At 59.6% G+C, this 15,301-nt stretch carries 12 protein-coding genes; 7 read left to right on the forward strand and 5 right to left on the reverse strand.

Features of this window, described 5'->3' with window-relative positions:
- Positions 1 to 8: 8 nt before the first annotated feature.
- A complete protein-coding gene (locus tag QFX05_RS02645) occupies positions 9 to 1,445 on the reverse strand; it encodes an MFS transporter (protein WP_279740682.1) in 1,437 nt (478 codons plus the stop codon).
- 179 nt (positions 1,446 to 1,624) lie between these two features.
- Here QFX05_RS02645 and ftsY point away from each other — a divergent pair, with 179 nt between their 5' ends.
- From ftsY to QFX05_RS02660, 3 genes are all read left to right on the forward strand, one after another.
- Positions 1,625 to 2,734, forward strand: coding sequence for a signal recognition particle-docking protein FtsY (gene ftsY / locus QFX05_RS02650; protein ID WP_279740683.1), 1,110 nt, complete (start codon positions 1,625 to 1,627; stop codon positions 2,732 to 2,734).
- 417 nt (positions 2,735 to 3,151) lie between these two features.
- Positions 3,152 to 3,292: a hypothetical protein gene (locus QFX05_RS02655; RefSeq protein WP_279740685.1), complete on the forward strand. Its 141-nt coding sequence runs from the start codon at positions 3,152 to 3,154 to the stop codon at positions 3,290 to 3,292.
- A gap of 238 nt (positions 3,293 to 3,530) precedes the next feature.
- Positions 3,531 to 4,142 carry an ANTAR domain-containing response regulator gene (locus QFX05_RS02660; protein WP_005509159.1) on the forward strand — a complete coding sequence of 204 codons (612 nt, stop codon included), beginning with the start codon at positions 3,531 to 3,533 and terminating at the stop codon, positions 4,140 to 4,142.
- 267 nt (positions 4,143 to 4,409) lie between these two features.
- Here the strand turns inward: QFX05_RS02660 and QFX05_RS02665 are convergent, their stop codons facing one another.
- From QFX05_RS02665 to QFX05_RS02675, 3 genes are all read right to left on the reverse strand, one after another.
- Positions 4,410 to 4,658 carry a hypothetical protein gene (locus tag QFX05_RS02665; protein ID WP_279740688.1) on the reverse strand — a complete coding sequence of 83 codons (249 nt, stop codon included), beginning with the start codon at positions 4,656 to 4,658 and terminating at the stop codon, positions 4,410 to 4,412.
- 118 nt (positions 4,659 to 4,776) lie between these two features.
- Positions 4,777 to 5,283 (reverse strand): PaaI family thioesterase, encoded by a 507-nt coding sequence (locus tag QFX05_RS02670; RefSeq protein WP_279740690.1) that lies wholly within the window; start codon positions 5,281 to 5,283, stop codon positions 4,777 to 4,779.
- A 134-nt stretch (positions 5,284 to 5,417) separates the two neighbouring features.
- Positions 5,418 to 6,695, reverse strand: coding sequence for a dicarboxylate/amino acid:cation symporter (locus tag QFX05_RS02675; protein WP_279740692.1), 1,278 nt, complete (start codon positions 6,693 to 6,695; stop codon positions 5,418 to 5,420).
- Positions 6,696 to 7,143: 448 nt separating this feature from the next.
- Between QFX05_RS02675 and polA the strand changes: the two genes are divergently transcribed.
- Entirely contained in the window at positions 7,144 to 10,143 is a 3,000-nt protein-coding gene (gene polA, locus QFX05_RS02680) for a DNA polymerase I (RefSeq protein WP_279740694.1), read from the forward strand.
- A gap of 561 nt (positions 10,144 to 10,704) precedes the next feature.
- On the forward strand, positions 10,705 to 12,159 hold the full coding sequence (gene rpsA, locus QFX05_RS02685; RefSeq protein ID WP_005506223.1) for a 30S ribosomal protein S1: 1,455 nt from the start codon (positions 10,705 to 10,707) through the stop codon (positions 12,157 to 12,159).
- Between the two features lie 199 nt (positions 12,160 to 12,358).
- Here rpsA and coaE read toward each other — a convergent pair whose 3' ends face one another.
- The gene (gene coaE, locus QFX05_RS02690) at positions 12,359 to 12,994 is read right to left on the reverse strand and encodes a dephospho-CoA kinase (RefSeq protein WP_279740696.1); all 636 of its coding nucleotides are present in this window, start codon (positions 12,992 to 12,994) and stop codon (positions 12,359 to 12,361) included.
- Between the two features lie 59 nt (positions 12,995 to 13,053).
- On the opposite strand from coaE, the gene QFX05_RS02695 reads away from it, so the two are divergent.
- Both QFX05_RS02695 and QFX05_RS02700 read left to right on the forward strand, forming a co-directional pair.
- Positions 13,054 to 13,740, forward strand: coding sequence for an IMPACT family protein (locus tag QFX05_RS02695; RefSeq protein ID WP_279740698.1), 687 nt, complete (start codon positions 13,054 to 13,056; stop codon positions 13,738 to 13,740).
- A 195-nt stretch (positions 13,741 to 13,935) separates the two neighbouring features.
- Positions 13,936 to 15,252, forward strand: a complete 1,317-nt coding sequence (locus QFX05_RS02700) for a 2-oxoglutarate dehydrogenase (protein ID WP_279740700.1) — start codon at positions 13,936 to 13,938, stop codon at positions 15,250 to 15,252.
- Positions 15,253 to 15,301: the final 49 nt, after the last annotated feature.

Raw genomic sequence — 15,301 nt, forward strand, 5'->3', positions numbered from 1 at the left:
GAGAGCTCTTAGCGGCCCGTATAGTCCGCGTCCGCGATATCCTTCGGCCAGCGCGCCTTACGGAACGGCGCCCACGTGAAGGCTGCCGCCACAAGCAGCAAACCACTGATGATGAATGCTGGAACAAAGCCCCACGCATCCGCAATCAACCCAGCCACCAGCGGGCCCAAAATCATACCGAAATCACTAAACATCTGATACACTGCCAACACCTGACCACCACTGCGGCGAGTACCAATCACATCAGACACCGCAGCCTGAATCGACGGGCCCATAAATGCCGCACCAATACCCAAGCACCCCGTCAACGACACAAACACCCACGCCACCGGCGCGAACCCCATAAACGTCACCGCAGAACCCGCCAACAGCAGACCCGAAAACGCCATCACACGGCGACCAAAACGATCGGAAAAACGACCCGAGAACGTCTGCGTCAACGCATTACCCAACGAGTTCGTCGCCATCGCCAAAGAAGCCAATAGAGTACCCGCCACTGAATTCGACATATCGCCGCCAGTCGCCAAGTACGCCGCCGCCAACGGAATAATCGACGACTGCACACCAAACACCGACCAGCCAATCGCCCAATTTGAAACCAGCGCAGAACGGTAATTTGAGAACTTTAACGCGTCACGAACCGTCATCGCCGGCAGATCGCTCTCACCCCAAGAAGACTCAGGCTTAGCGCCCTTACCGGATGCACCAGCAGGTGAATCCGTCAGCAACTCATCAGCCGACTCAGAAGTAGGGGAAGGTGCCGCTGACGGCAACGACCCGGCGCCCTTACCCTCAGCCAGCGCCGCCGCCTCCATAATGGCGTCACGCTCCGCCTCCAGCGCCGCCTGCGAAGGCATCAAGAACCACACAATCAGGCCCGCCGCCAACAGCGAAAAACCATACACAATGAACGGCGCACGCATACCAAAGGGTGCCAGCGCGCTCGCAATAACCGGGCCCAGCAGGTTACCCAGCAGGAACGCCGTCGCATAATAGCCCGAAATACGGCCACGCATATGCGCCGGGGACAGACGCACCAGCAGACCCATCGCAGAGACCGTGAACATAACCGAGCCGATACCCGCCACCGCACGCGAACCCAGCAGCACCCAATAATCCCAGGCGAACGCAATCATAAACGACGTCACCGACACAATCAGCATGCCAATCGTGTACACCGGACGTTCACCCCAACGGGTAATCATCTGACCCGCCGACGGCGCAAAAATCAGGCGCGTAATAGCCAACGCAGAAACCACCATCGTCGCCATAGCGACCGTGGCATTAAAATTCTGCGCATAATTTGGCAGCACCGGCGCCACCAAACCAAAACCCACCGCAATCATGAACGACGCAGCAATCAGAACCTTCAAACCGGTTGGCACGCGGTTCGGATCAATCGTGCGCGGGTCAAAAACAGGCGGTGTTTTGGCAGGGTTCCTCATGCTCGTCCTCGAAATAGTGCGGTGCCTTACGGCAGCCGCGGGCCCCACCCGCAACTGCCCATCATGTATTCGGCTAAAAAACTTAACAGTGTCCAGTCTACTCGCCGACAGCCGGGCACGCGCGTCGCCTCGACCAGTCAAACCGCCCAAACCGGTAAGCTAGTAGTGTGAATGAAACGATGATAATAATCTGCGCAATCGTGCTGGGTGTACTGGTTATCGCCGGTGTAGTTTTCGCCATTCTGCGCCGACCCAAGAAGACCGCGAATCTGCAGTCTTTGCGTCAGGAAGCGGCAGAAGCCTCTGGCGGTTCGGCGGAAGAACCTAAAAGCCTGGCACCTCGCGCTATTGAACTTGATATGCCCGACCCGTCCGCGGGGCGCCTGGTCCGCCTGCGTGCCCGTCTGGCACGCTCCAACAACATGCTCGGCCAGGGCCTGCTGGCTCTGCTCTCCCGCGACCGCATCGACCAGGATGTCTGGGACGAGGTTGAAGAAACCCTGCTGCTCGCCGACCTCGGTTCTGAGCCGACCACCCGTCTAGTGGAGGCGCTGCAGCAGCGTGTGCGCGTTGAGGGTACGAGCAACCCCGCCGCCGTGAAGAAGATGCTCCGCGAAGAGCTTGTGAAGATTGTTCGCCCCGACATGGACCGCGAACTGAAGACCGCCGGCAGCGATGGCAACCCCGGAGTGGTGCTAGTTGTTGGCGTGAACGGCGTGGGTAAGACCACGACTGTCGGCAAGATCGCCCGCGTGCTGGTCGCTGACGGTCAGTCCCTGATTCTGGGTGCTGCGGATACGTTCCGTGCGGCTGCGTCTGAGCAGCTGACCACCTGGGGTGACCGCGTGGGCGTGAAGACCGTGCGTTCCGAGAAGGAAGGCGCCGACCCTGCATCCGTTGCATTTGATGCTGTGAAGGCTGGTAAGGAGCAGGGTGTTGACACTGTGCTCGTGGACACCGCGGGCCGTCTGCAGAACAAGTCCGGTCTGATGGATCAGCTCGGCAAAATCAAGCGCGTTATCGAGAAGGAAGCGCCGGTCACCGAGGTTCTGCTCGTGATTGACGCGACCACCGGCCAGAACGGTATGGTTCAGGCGAAGGTCTTCGGCGATATCGTGGATGTCACCGGTATCGTACTGACTAAGCTCGACGGCACCGCAAAGGGCGGCATCGTGGTTGCTATCCAGGAGGAGCTCGGCGTTCCCGTCAAGCTTATCGGCTTGGGTGAAGGTCCGGACGACCTAGCGCCGTTCGACCCGGAAGCGTTCGTGGACGCACTGCTGGACTAACATCCTCATATTCCGCCGAGAAGCCACATGTGTTTTGAGAAGCCACCAAAGACGTGGCTTTTCGAAACACGTGTGGCTTTTCGCGGTTAACGGGCGTGTAATGATGGCGGGCAGTATACGAGGCGAGACTCTGGGGTATTCTGAGGGATATTCTGAAACTAGAAGATGAAACACCCCTCAGACGGCCCCGATCATCGCACACCATACAACCCAATTCACCCCGAAGTTCAGCGAAGGAGTTACCATGGCAGCCACCAACCTCCTTGGAACTCTTCCCGACCCCAACTACTGGCGCCTACCTATGCTCCAACGGCGCGTGCGACGGCCTTGCCCAGCTCGTTACACCGTACAGCCTTTCCCACACCCAGCTGGCTGAGGCTACCGGCATTGCTGACGAAGCTACCGTGAACAGCTGGGTTGAAGCAGCGCCGCCCCGACCTCTCGGCGGATGCTCCCGCGCCCCTGGAACCCGCGCTGCGGTACCTGGATGGAACCTACCTTCCCGACCCCGCAAATTGGCCTGGCGATAACGCCTACGACCTGGGTTGTGGCTGTTAATTTCGCTGCGTGACGTGTCTATGTTGTGCGGTTTTGTTTTCACAGGTATGAGCAATACAGAACAAATGTGCATTATGATGCAAAGTCTGTTGAACGGGTTCCAAAATGACGTCAGAAAACTTTTTCAACATGCACATGGGACGCATATAACACGCTGGGGATAGGGGGAGAAAGTGGCTGAACGTTTAATCCGTCCTGTAGACTTTAAATGATTGAAATTTGATAAAGGAGAAGAGTTATGTCAGAGCTGACCACTCAAAATCAGGCGGAGGAGCAGGGCCCGGCCCGCACTGTCGTCGTGGCAGAAGATGAGGCATTGATTCGCCTCGACATCGTCGAAATTCTGAAGGACCAGGGTTTCGATGTAGTCGCTGAGACTGACAACGGCAAGACCGCCGTCGAGCTAGCGCAGAAGCACCGCCCGGACCTGGTCCTCATGGATGTGAAGATGCCGATTATGGACGGCATCACCGCAGCTGAAGAAATCGCGAAGGAACAGATTGCTCCCGTCGTTCTGCTGACCGCATTCAGCCAGAAGGAACTCGTTGACCGTGCCGTTGAGGCAGGCGCTATGGCGTACGTTGTCAAGCCGTTCTCCCCGAATGACCTGGTTCCCGCAATCGAGGTGGCAATCAGCCGCTACGAGCAAATTCGCGCCCTCGAGAAGGAAGTTGGCACCATCCGCGACCAGTTCGAGACCCGTAAGCTGGTTGACCGTGCAAAGTCGCTGCTCATCACTAAGATGAACCTGACCGAGCCGGAAGCATTCCGTTGGATTCAGAAGACCTCCATGGACCGCCGCCTGTCTATGCGTGAAGTTTCTGACACCATCATCAAGCAGCTCTCCTAAATACGAGACATACACAGTACACATCGGTATAGGTATGAACGTACGCTACGGCGAAGACTAGGAATCGCCCGTATGCGCCTTCGGTTGGTCAGCATCTGACCTGCACCTTTTCTGACACGCTAACGCCCCATCCCTCACAATGAAGCTTAAGGACGGGGCGTTAACGTTTTATCTTCTGAAGCTCACACCCTGCCAGAGCAGTCGGAGCGTTTCTATGTCAGTGCTGCAGGCAACTCAGTACCACAAGAGGCGCAGTGTCGGACAGGCTTAGCGCATGTAGCGGCTCAAATCGTCTTCGTTATTGTTGGGGCCGCTAATCGGGCGGTCCGTGGGGGAGCCAGCCCAGAGCATGCCGCCGGTACCGAGCATCACGCCCAGCCACCAGAAGCTACCGGGGTTATTAATTGCGGTCACCAGGCACACCAGCATCACACCGATCGCGATGGGCAGGACAATGCGCTTGGCGCGCACAATCTTCGGGTAACGCTTGAAATAGGGGGTGCGCTCGCGGGCCATGGTGCTCCTTCTGGTCGTACCTTCTGGTGGGGGTGCTGTGTACCCCGTGCTTCTACGATTTTAGGCTACTTGCTGAGGCTGTAGGACTTCATGCTGCGGAAGATTATACTGCGGGAGATTATGCAGTGGGGCGGGGGATCAGCATGTTGGTGATGCGCGCCGTGCAGGTGGTGCGGCCGCGCTCATCCACAATGTCGATGGAGTGGATGCACAGGGTGCGTCCGAGCTTGACGGCGGTGCAGGTGGCGGTGACCATGCCGGAGACTGCCGGGCGCACGTGGGTTGCGTTGATGTCCACACCGACTGCTACGAGGTCTTCACCACCATGCACGCCCGCTGAGAGTGAACCGAGGGTTTCGGCAAGGACCACGTTGGCGCCGCCGTGCAGCAGACCGATGGGCTGGGTGTTGCCGGCGACGGGCATGGTTGCGACGGTGCGTTCTTCGGTGAGTTCCTGGAACTTAATGCCCATGGCGGGAATAAGCTCGCCCAGGCCGTGGGGGAAGTAGGAGTGCAAGTGTTCGGGGATGCCACTTTCGATTAGCTGCGCCTTGATTTCTTCTGCGGTGAGGGTGGTGGGTGCTGCCGCACGGACGGGTGCGTGCTGTGTGTTGTTTTTAGTCATGCCTTCCAGTGTACTCCCCGGTTAGGGTGCCTTTGGTGCAACGGTCGGTTTCTTGGTCAGCGTCCGGGTATGATTCAGCCCCGCCTCCTAAACGGGGAGGCGGGGCTGAAAAACGCTATGTGAGCGGATGAGAATTAGGCGGAAATAGCTTCTGCCTTTTCGATGTCTTCGTCGCGGATTTCTTTATCGGGGTTCACGCCGCTTGCCTTGGAGATACGCTCGGTCAGGGCTGCGATGGTTGCGTCACCGGTCACGTTGGTTGCGGTACCGAAGGAGTCCTGAGCCAGGTATAGGGCAATCATCAGAGCAATCATGGAGGTGTCAAAGCCAAGCATGGACTGCAGCAGACCGATTGCGGTCATCACGCCACCGCCGGGAACGCCGGGAGCGGCCACCATCATCACGCCAAGCACCAGAATCATGGGGATCAGGCTACCAAAATCAGGGTGCTGACCGGTCATGAACAGCACTGCCACCGAGCAGGAGGTAATGGTAATCATAGATCCGGAAAGGTGGATGGTTGCGCACAGCGGGATAGCGAAGTCCACTACGCGGGGAGAAATGCCAGCCTTCTTAGCTGAACGCACGGTCACCGGGATAGTTGCAGCCGAAGACTGGGTACCGATTGCGGTGAAGTATGCCGGGAGCATGGTCTTGAGCATCTGGATGGGGTTACGGCGGGAAATTGCACCAGCCACCGAATACTGCAGGGCCAGGGTGACCCAGTGCAGGATAATCACCATGACAAAGACGAGGCCGAAGACCGAGAGAATCTTCGCTACCTGACCGGCGAGGGTCATGTTCGCGAACACGCCCACAATGTGCACCGGCAGCAGGGGGATAATTACGTAGCCGAGCATCTTTTCAACGATGACCTGGAAGTCCTCGAAGAGGTTCAGCATCGCACGGGTCTTCAGCGCGGTAATGCCCAGACCCAGGATGAAGGAGAGAATCAGCGCGCTGAGTACCCCCATAATCGGGGTTAGCTCGATGGAGATGTAACCCTTGGACAGTGCGTTCTCCGGGTTGTCGAATGATGCCAGCTGCTGACCCTGCAGAATGATGGGGTAGAGCAGCAGTGCGCAGGCCAGTGCCAGGAAGCCAGCAAGGATGCTGGAGATGTACGCCAGACCCACGGTGATACCGAGCATCTTACCGGCGCCCTGAGCGAGGGAACCAATGCCGGGCACGATGAAGCCGATAATAATCAGCGGAATCGCGAAGCTCAGGAAAGCGCTGAATACGGTGGAGAAGGAGACGAAGATCTGCACAATGAGGTCAGTGGAGATGGCTGCGCCGGTGGCGTCATTGATGCCGCTAATCATTCCGGGGGTCAGCGTGCCAATCAGCACGCCCGATGCGATGGCGATAATAATCCACGCGAGGAGGGGGAGTTTTTTGAGTACCTTCATAGTTTCCTCAATGAGGGTTCGTTGTGTTAAGTGCGGGAGGGGCCCTCACAGTCCGGTGAATCCTGTCGGTGAATTCTGGGTAGAGTTCTGCCTATGAATACACGGGGTGTGGGGGTTTCCTACGCTGGAGGCGATAATAAGGTTATATATTATCCGGAAACTGTATTATTATCCACCTTACACAGTGGCTTGGGGCACAATCTTTGGGAAGAAAACTCACCAAATACACCCCACCGGTACCTATATATGAGGTAAAACTCTTTCCACACACCCCATTATTCCGCTATATGGCTATATGGCACAGCACCGGCACCCAATACGGCGCGGGCACCCCCCACAAGACTGACCAGACGCCATCACAAAACCAGCCATCACAAAACCAGCCATCACGAAACCCTCTGTCACGAAGTTAGCCACCGAGAAAACTCAGACTCGATACACTAGAGGGGTGACTACAGAGAACAAAACCCTCCTGCTCATTGACGGACACTCCCTCGCCCTACGCTCCTTCTTCGGTATCTACACCATGGCCGAAAAGACCGGACAGCACATCTTCGTGCGCAGCGACGGCCAACACACCGAAGCCGTCCACGCCTTCCTCTCCACCCTGCTGAGCATCATCAAAGACAACCAGCCCAGCCACATCGCCGTAGCCTTCGACCTGCCCGGCGGCACCTTCCGTACCGCCGAATACGGCGAATACAAGGGCGGTCGCAACGCCATCCCTGAAGCCTTCAACGGCCAGATCGACCTCATCAAAAAGATGCTTGGCGCGCTCAATATCCCCGCGCTCACCTACGAAAACTACGAAGCCGACGACATCGTCGCAACCCTCACCCACCGCGGTATCGAAGCCGGCTACCAGGTCCTCATCCTCTCCGGCGACCGCGACATCTTCCAGCTTGTCACCGACGACGTCACCCTGCTCTACCCGGTCACCACCGGCCCCTCCAAAGGTATTCAGCGCATGGACCCCGCCGCCGTCGAAAAGAAAACCAAGGTGCCCCCGCACATGTACCCCGACCTTGCCGCCCTCACCGGCGAACAGGCGGACAACCTGCCCGGCGTGCCCGGCGTGGGCCCCGGCTTCGCCGCCAAGTGGCTCAGCGAATACGGTTCCCTCGATGCCATCATTGAAAACAGCGACAAAATTGGCGGCAAAAAGGGAGAGGCGCTACGCGAAAACATCGACAACGTGGTGCGCAACCGCCGTCTCAACCAGCTTGTCAAGGACCTTGACCTGAACGTCACTCTCGAAGACGCCGCATTCACCCCCGACCTGGATGCACTCAACACCTTCTTCGACGAAGTAGAGTTCCGCACCATCCGCAAGCGTGCAGCCGACACCCTCGGCCCCATCGTGCGCGCCGCAGGCTCCACAAGTTCAGCCGCAGAAGCAGGGGAGGAGGGTGCAACCAAGAAGGCACCCACAGGCCCCGTCTACGCACCCATTGCTACCAGTGCACCCACCAAAAACGCAGACGCAGCGGCATTCCGCGCCTTCTGCGCCGCCGCAGCCGAAGAAAACTACGGTAGTGACGAACAGGGCGCGCCCATTGCCGTACCCGAACGCCTCGAAGGTGCCGTGACCCTCTACCCGGTCACCAGCCTGCCCGTAGCGCGCCCCGCCATCGGCGACGCACCCGCCGTCAAGGTCACCAAAACCAAGATCCGCGCCGCCGAAGAAAACCCCGAACTGCTCGGCATGCTCCTCACCAGCAAGAGCATCAGCCTCTGGATTGACACCCGCACCATCGACCCGGAACTCGACGCCGCCCTCGCCGCCTGGCTCTCCGATGAAGCAGCCCGCAAAATCGTCATGGACCTCAAAAACCAGCGCAAACTCCTGCGCGCCTACGGCTACGAACTCGCCGGCGCCGTCGAAGACCCCGCACTGTCCTCCTACATGTGCGGCTTCATCCCCACCGCAACCCGTAAGCTCTTCTCCGAACGCATGGAAGACGTCGCCGAACGCTACCTCTGGATCCCCAAGGACCCCTACGCGCAGCTCGTCTTCCAGCCCGAAGAAGAGGCAGCACCCTCCCTCTTCAGCCTGCCTGGCGAAGCCGAACCCGTCGAAAACCTGCGCTACTTCACGCAAATCAGCCGCATCATCCACGAACTCGCGCGCCTGCTGCACTTTGAAATGGAAGAGCACGGCCAGCTGAAAGTCTACGAAGAAATCGAACTGCCGTTGCTCTACGTCCTCGCAGACATGGAACAGGCAGGCATCGCCGTCTCTGACGCACTCCTGACCGAACTGCACGACACCTTCTCGGCACGTGCCGCCCAGTCACAGGACGCCGCACGCGCCATCATCGGCGACACCGTCGAAACCGACGACGGCGAAGAACCCCTCAACCTCGCCTCCGTCAAACAGCTGCAGACCGTGCTCTTCAACAAGCTCGCCCTGCCGCATACCCGCAAAATCAAGTCTGGCTACTCCACTGACGCCGAATCCGTCACCGAACTGCTCTCCAAAATCTCCCCGGAGTCCGACGGTGCCGCATTCCTCGCTGCGCTCGCCGCCTACCGCGACAACATCAAACTCGTCCAGACCGTCGAAGGCCTGCAGAAAGCAGCCGCCGACGACGGACGCGTGCACACCACCTTCCAGCAGGGTGCCGCCTCCACCGGTCGACTCTCCTCAACCGCGCCGAACCTGCAGAACATCCCGATCCGCACCGAGGAAGGCCGCCGCATCCGTGGAGCCTTCATCGTCGCGCCTGCACCCGTTGACGGCGTGGAGTACGAGGGTCTGCTCACCGCCGACTACTCGCAGATCGAAATGCGCATCATGGTGCACCTCGCCGCCGATGAGAAGCTTATTGCAGCCTACGAAGCGGGGGAGGACCTGCACCGTTACGTTGGCTCCGAAGTCTTCGGCGTAGCCCCCGAAGAAGTCACCCCCGAGCAGCGCTCCAAGGTCAAGGCAATGTCCTACGGTCTGGCATACGGCCTGTCCCGATTCGGCCTCGCCAAGCAGCTGAACATCAGCTCCGACGAGGCAGGCGAACTGCGCACCAACTACTTCAAGCGCTTCGGACGCGTGGGACGATTCCTGCGCGGTGTGCTCAAGCAGGCACACCAGGACGGCTACACCGAAACCATTTTCGGCCGCCGCCGCGTGCTGTCCGACCTGGACTCGCCCAACCGCGTACGCCGTGAAGCCGCCGAACGCGCCGCCCTCAACGCCCCGATTCAGGGCACCGCCGCGGACATCATCAAGATCGCCATGATCAGCATTCACCGCCGCCTGCGCGAAGAGGGCTTCAAGACCCGGATGCTGCTGCAGGTGCACGACGAAATTATCCTTGAGGTCGCTACCGGTGAGCGTGAAGCTGCCGAACGCTTGCTAGCCGAGGAGATGAGCGGTGCCGCATCCCTGCGTGTTCCTCTGGATGTGCAGGTCGGCTGGGGCAAGTCCTGGCAGGAGGCGGGCCACTAGGCTCAGCTCCTCAGTTCCCGCTTGGAAAATAGTGCTCATCCTGGGGGCCACTTGGAAAGGCGGTGCTCAGCTTTGCTCCGCACGGAAAGCGGTATTCGTCCTCGTTCCTACAGGGGCACCCCCACCCTTCCCAGGTTGAGAGGAACGAGGACGAACGTTGTCCCCTCATCACCCCCTCCGCAAACTGCAACTCTAAAACCGCAAATAAGTACGGGAATCCCGGGCGCGTAACCATTGACGACACGCCCGGGATTCCCGTACACTGTTAATCGCGTGTACCAACGTACGGGTTTTCTATGCTCTTTTTCTCCTTAAGAAAACGGGGAGAAAACGGGCATAGACCGCTCGCACACCCTGCCTAGAGCATCTGCTTCCGGTGGGTGGTACACAATGTAAGTATCCGTCAGCTCGACGTTTCCTCACCCCATTCAAAGGTGCTAGCGGTCCTATGCCGTGCGCGCCGGGGTGAAAAAGTGAGCCGGTCGACGCCTCCACCCGGGGGTGTTGAGTGGTGAACCGGCAGCGTCGACCTATTAGAAACCCAATTGGAGCCCTCACTACATGAGCACCAACATCCCTCAGGTCGCAATCAACGACATCGGCGACGAGCAGGCATTCCTCGAGGCTGTCGAGAAGACCATTAAGGTCTTCAACGACGGCGATCTCGTCTCCGGCCAGGTCGTTAAGATCGACCACGATGAGGTTCTGCTCGACATCGGTTACAAGACCGAAGGCGTCATTCCCTCCCGCGAGCTGTCCATCAAGCACGACATCGACCCCTCTGAGGTTGTCGAGCTCGGCTCCGAGGTTGAGGCACTCGTCCTCACCAAGGAGGACAAGGAAGGTCGCCTGATCCTTTCCAAGAAGCGCGCACAGTACGAGCGTGCATGGGGCGACATCGAGAAGGTCAAGGAAAACGACGGTGTCGTTACCGGTACCGTTATCGAGGTTGTCAAGGGTGGCCTTATCCTCGACATCGGTCTGCGTGGCTTCCTGCCCGCATCTCTCGTTGAGATGCGCCGCGTCCGCGACCTCGCACCTTACATCGGTCAGCAGATCGAAGCTAAGATCATCGAGCTGGACAAGAACCGCAACAACGTTGTTCTGTCCCGCCGTGCATACCTGGAAGAGACTCAGTCCGCTGTTCGCTCCTCCTTCCTCAACGAGCTGGAGAAGGGTCAGGTCCGCGAGGGCGTTGTCTCCTCCATCGTCAACTTCGGTGCATTCGTGGACCTGGGTGGCGTGGACGGTCTGGTTCACGTTTCCGAGCTGTCCTGGAAGCACATCGACCACCCGTCCGAGGTTGTCGAGGTTGGCCAGCCCGTTACCGTCGAGGTTCTCGAGGTGGACCTGGACCGCGAGCGCGTGTCCCTGTCCCTCAAGGCAACCCAGGAAGATCCGTGGCAGGCATTTGCTCGCACCCACGCTCTGGGTCAGATTGTGCCCGGCAAGGTCACCAAGCTCGTTCCCTTCGGTGCATTCGTGCGCGTTGAGGACGGCATCGAGGGCCTCGTCCACATCTCCGAGCTGGCAACCCGCCACGTTGACTTGGCTGAGCAGGTCGTCTCCGTTGGTGAAGAGGTCTTCGTTAAGATCATCGACATCGACATGGACCGCCGCCGCATCTCCCTGTCCCTCAAGCAGGCAAACGAGGGCGTTGACCCCAACGCTACCGAGTTTGACCCCGCTCTGTACGGCATGGCTGCAGAGTATGACGAGGCTGGCAACTACAAGTACCCCGAGGGCTTCGACCCCGAGGCTAACGAGTGGCTGGAAGGCTTCGACGCACAGCGCGAGGCTTGGGAAGCACAGTACGCAGAGGCACAGGCTCGCTTTGAGGCTCACAAGGTTCAGGTTGCTAAGGCTCTCGAGGCTGACGCAGAGGCTGCAGCAGCAGCTCCCGCAGCAGCTGAGCCCGCACCGACCTCTTATTCCTCCGAGGAGCCCGCTTCCGCAGGTACCCTCGCATCGGATGAGGCACTGGCTGAGCTCCGCAAGAAGCTGACCGGCAACTAATCTGCCGCTCAGGTGAGCACTCATCAGGCATAATAGCCGATAGGTAACCCCGGCGTGGGGTGCCTAGAGCAGAGGAACCCCCTCATCTCCCGTTTGGGAGGTGAGGGGGTTCTTTGCGTTATTGGGGTTTTGGAGCTGGGCGCGTTGGGAGCCGGAGGGCGTGTGCCCGGTGTTGCCGGGGAAGATTTTTAGGTGGCTTTTAGGCGGCAATCATTTGCGCCCACACGGCGTGCACCTGCTTGGCGGTCTCCTCCAGCGAGCCGCCATTATCAATAATCCAGGTTGCAACCGCCTCACGCTGCTCGTCGGTTGCCTGTGCGGCGATGCGGGCGCGCGCATCCTCCTCACTCATACCGCGCGAAGATACGAGGCGTTGCAGGCGAGTCGCTAGGGGAGTGCGCACCACGACCACACCCTCAAAGGCGGATGGGTTGCCGGTCTCCACGAGCAGGGGAATGTCCTCAAGTACCACGCCACTAAAACCGGGTTCGGACTGCGCCTGCTCCACCAGCTGCGTGGCACGCTCACGAATAGCGGGATGCACAATTGCGTTCAGACGCAGGCGCGCCTGCTCATCATTGAACACGATACGCGCCAGGGCGGGGCGGTTGAGGCGGCTGTCCTCATCGAGCAGATGTTCACCGAACTCTGCGACCGTGCGGGCGAGCACCGCCTCGCCGGGCTCCATGAGGGAGCGGGAGATGGCGTCCGCATCTACCAGGAATGCGCCCTGCTCAACGAAAAGGGAAGCGATGGTGCTTTTGCCGCTGCCGATACCGCCGGTGAGGGCGTAACGGCGCAGGGCAACGGATGCGGGGAAAGAAGGCTGGGGCATGAGACGGTGCTCCTGACGGGCTGTGCCACAATAGATAGGTACTGATCAGAGGAGGACACATGCAGGAAGAAACTCGCGCCAACCGATACCTTGTGCCGCGCGGCGATGAGCCCTATGAGAGCCTCCTCGAAATTAAGCGTAGCGAATTTATTGGTCACATCAAGCGGGTGAGCACCGTTGAGGAGGCGCGCGCCTACATTGAGTCAGTGCGGAAGACCTACCACGACGCCCGCCACGTGTGTTCGGCGTTCATTATTGGTGCTGACCGCGATATTCAGCGTTCTTCCGATGACGGTGAGCCCGCCGGTACCGCCGGTGTGCCGATGATGCAGGCGCTACTGGTGCGTCAGACCCGCGAGGATGGCACTACCGACCTGTCGGATGTGGTTGCGGTGGTCGTGCGCTATTTCGGTGGCATTAAGCTCGGTGCCGGTGGTCTGGTGCGTGCCTACACTGATTCTGTGGTGCAGACCCTGGATGGCGCGTTATTCGATTCGCGTGAGCGTCTGCGCGTGGGTAAGGTGCCCAGTTCGCATGCGGATGCTGGCCGCCTGGAGAACGAGATCCGTGCCGCCGGTCTGAATGTGCTGGGTACCGAGTACAGCGCGGAGGGCGCCATGATTTCCCTGGGCGTGTTTGACCGCCCGGAGGAGCTGGCGCGTGCCGAGGAACTGGTGGTGAGCTTGAGTTCCGGCGCGGCTAGCGTGACCTGGGGCGATACGCAGTGGGTGGATTTGCCGGTCTAGGTTACCGGCCCCTAGATTCCCGCTCCCAGATTTCCTCCTAGGTTTCCGGGCTAAAGCGCCTGTGTAAAGCTCTCAAAACCTAAAACATAGCTCAACCTTAGTTAATAGTTACTCTAACCCTAGTATTTGCCTGTTTTTGTTGCTAGGGTAGAAGGAGTGTCAAAAGGCTTATCCAATATCTGAGGTCGTGAAAACGTGACGCAGTCGGGAACCTACCGAGAACAAGCAGGCAAAAACTCATCAGAGCAGTCCGCGGGCAGCCGCGGCGGCACCGCAACCCTCAACCGTCAGGGCGCGCGTCTCCCCACGAGGGGCACCGTCGAGCAGCTTGAACCCGCCACCGTCGCCCAGCTGCTCAACGCCTACCACCAGCAGAACCTCGGCACCCTGTTGGGTGTGCTCACGCAGCGTCCGGCAGAATTTGCCCGCCAGCTTGGCAGGCTCTGCCGCGTCTTCCCTGAACATGTTCAGGCTATCGCCCAGGCGTTCGGCACCGTGGGCCGTGCCCTGCCCATTGACGAGCTGGTGCGCCTGCACAACCGCTACTCTAACGCCGCTCGCGGAGTTGGCGAACACCTCAGCCTGGACAACTCCGGTGTGGCGCACCTGGTTCAGAGCCCCGCACTGAGCCGTGAAGGTGCGGGCCACCTGCTCATGGCGATTGAACTATGCCTTGCCGGCAGGATGCGCGGGCTCACCATCGCTATGCCCTCCACCGAGGCATTCACCCCGGCTGAGCAAGCGCCGAGCCTCGGGTCCTGCAATCCCGCCCTGGACGGTGCGCTCAATGCTTTTGAACCGGCAGGCTGGGAGCCATTCCCCCTGAACGGCAGCGAAGTTCTGCTTGCGACCGGTGTGCGCGATGTACCCGACGGCTACGAACTGTCCCTCTGGCTGCTCGATGACGACTATCGGTGCCGCGCCCGCATTGAGCGAGGTACCCCGCAGGTGTGCGTAGCAAGCTTCTACGATGAAGAAGTCATCACCCGAACCGTGGAAGAAACTGGGTCGGGTGAAGCCGGTCTGGTTGAGAACTACCGCGTGGAGGAATACGCGGAACTGGACTTTCTGAACGCCATGGACCGGCAGGTACGCTACGTGGCGGTCACCGCTGCCGTGGGGGAGCCGCTGCTGTCTGTGCTGAACGAGAAGAGTGCGGCGCCGAATAGTATTCCCGCCCCTGCCGCTTTTGCGAACGGTGCAGGCGCCTCCCGGTTTGAGGGCAGCGCTCGTCCGGATATTCGCACTGCCGCTGTGGTCGGTAAGGGCCTGCGCACCGTCAATCACCGCGGCATGCTGCCGGTATTGGGTGTGCCGAACCGCACCGTGTGCGCTGTGATTGATCTGTATAAGCAGCGCATCTGCGTGCCGGGTGTGGGTATTCCGCGCGGACTGAGCGTGGAGGATGAAGAGCGCACCATGCAGCTGATTTTGAGCGCCCTGAACGGGTACCTTCCACTGACGAACCGGGTGCTGATGAGCCTCGCCGGAGCGACTGTGGAGGTGCACTAACGCTGTGGCACCCCCACGGCTGCAAACCAATAAAATACCGCCCGGAATC

The sequence above is a fragment of the Rothia similimucilaginosa genome (assembly GCF_029850875.1).
GTDB lineage: Bacteria > Actinomycetota > Actinomycetes > Actinomycetales > Micrococcaceae > Rothia.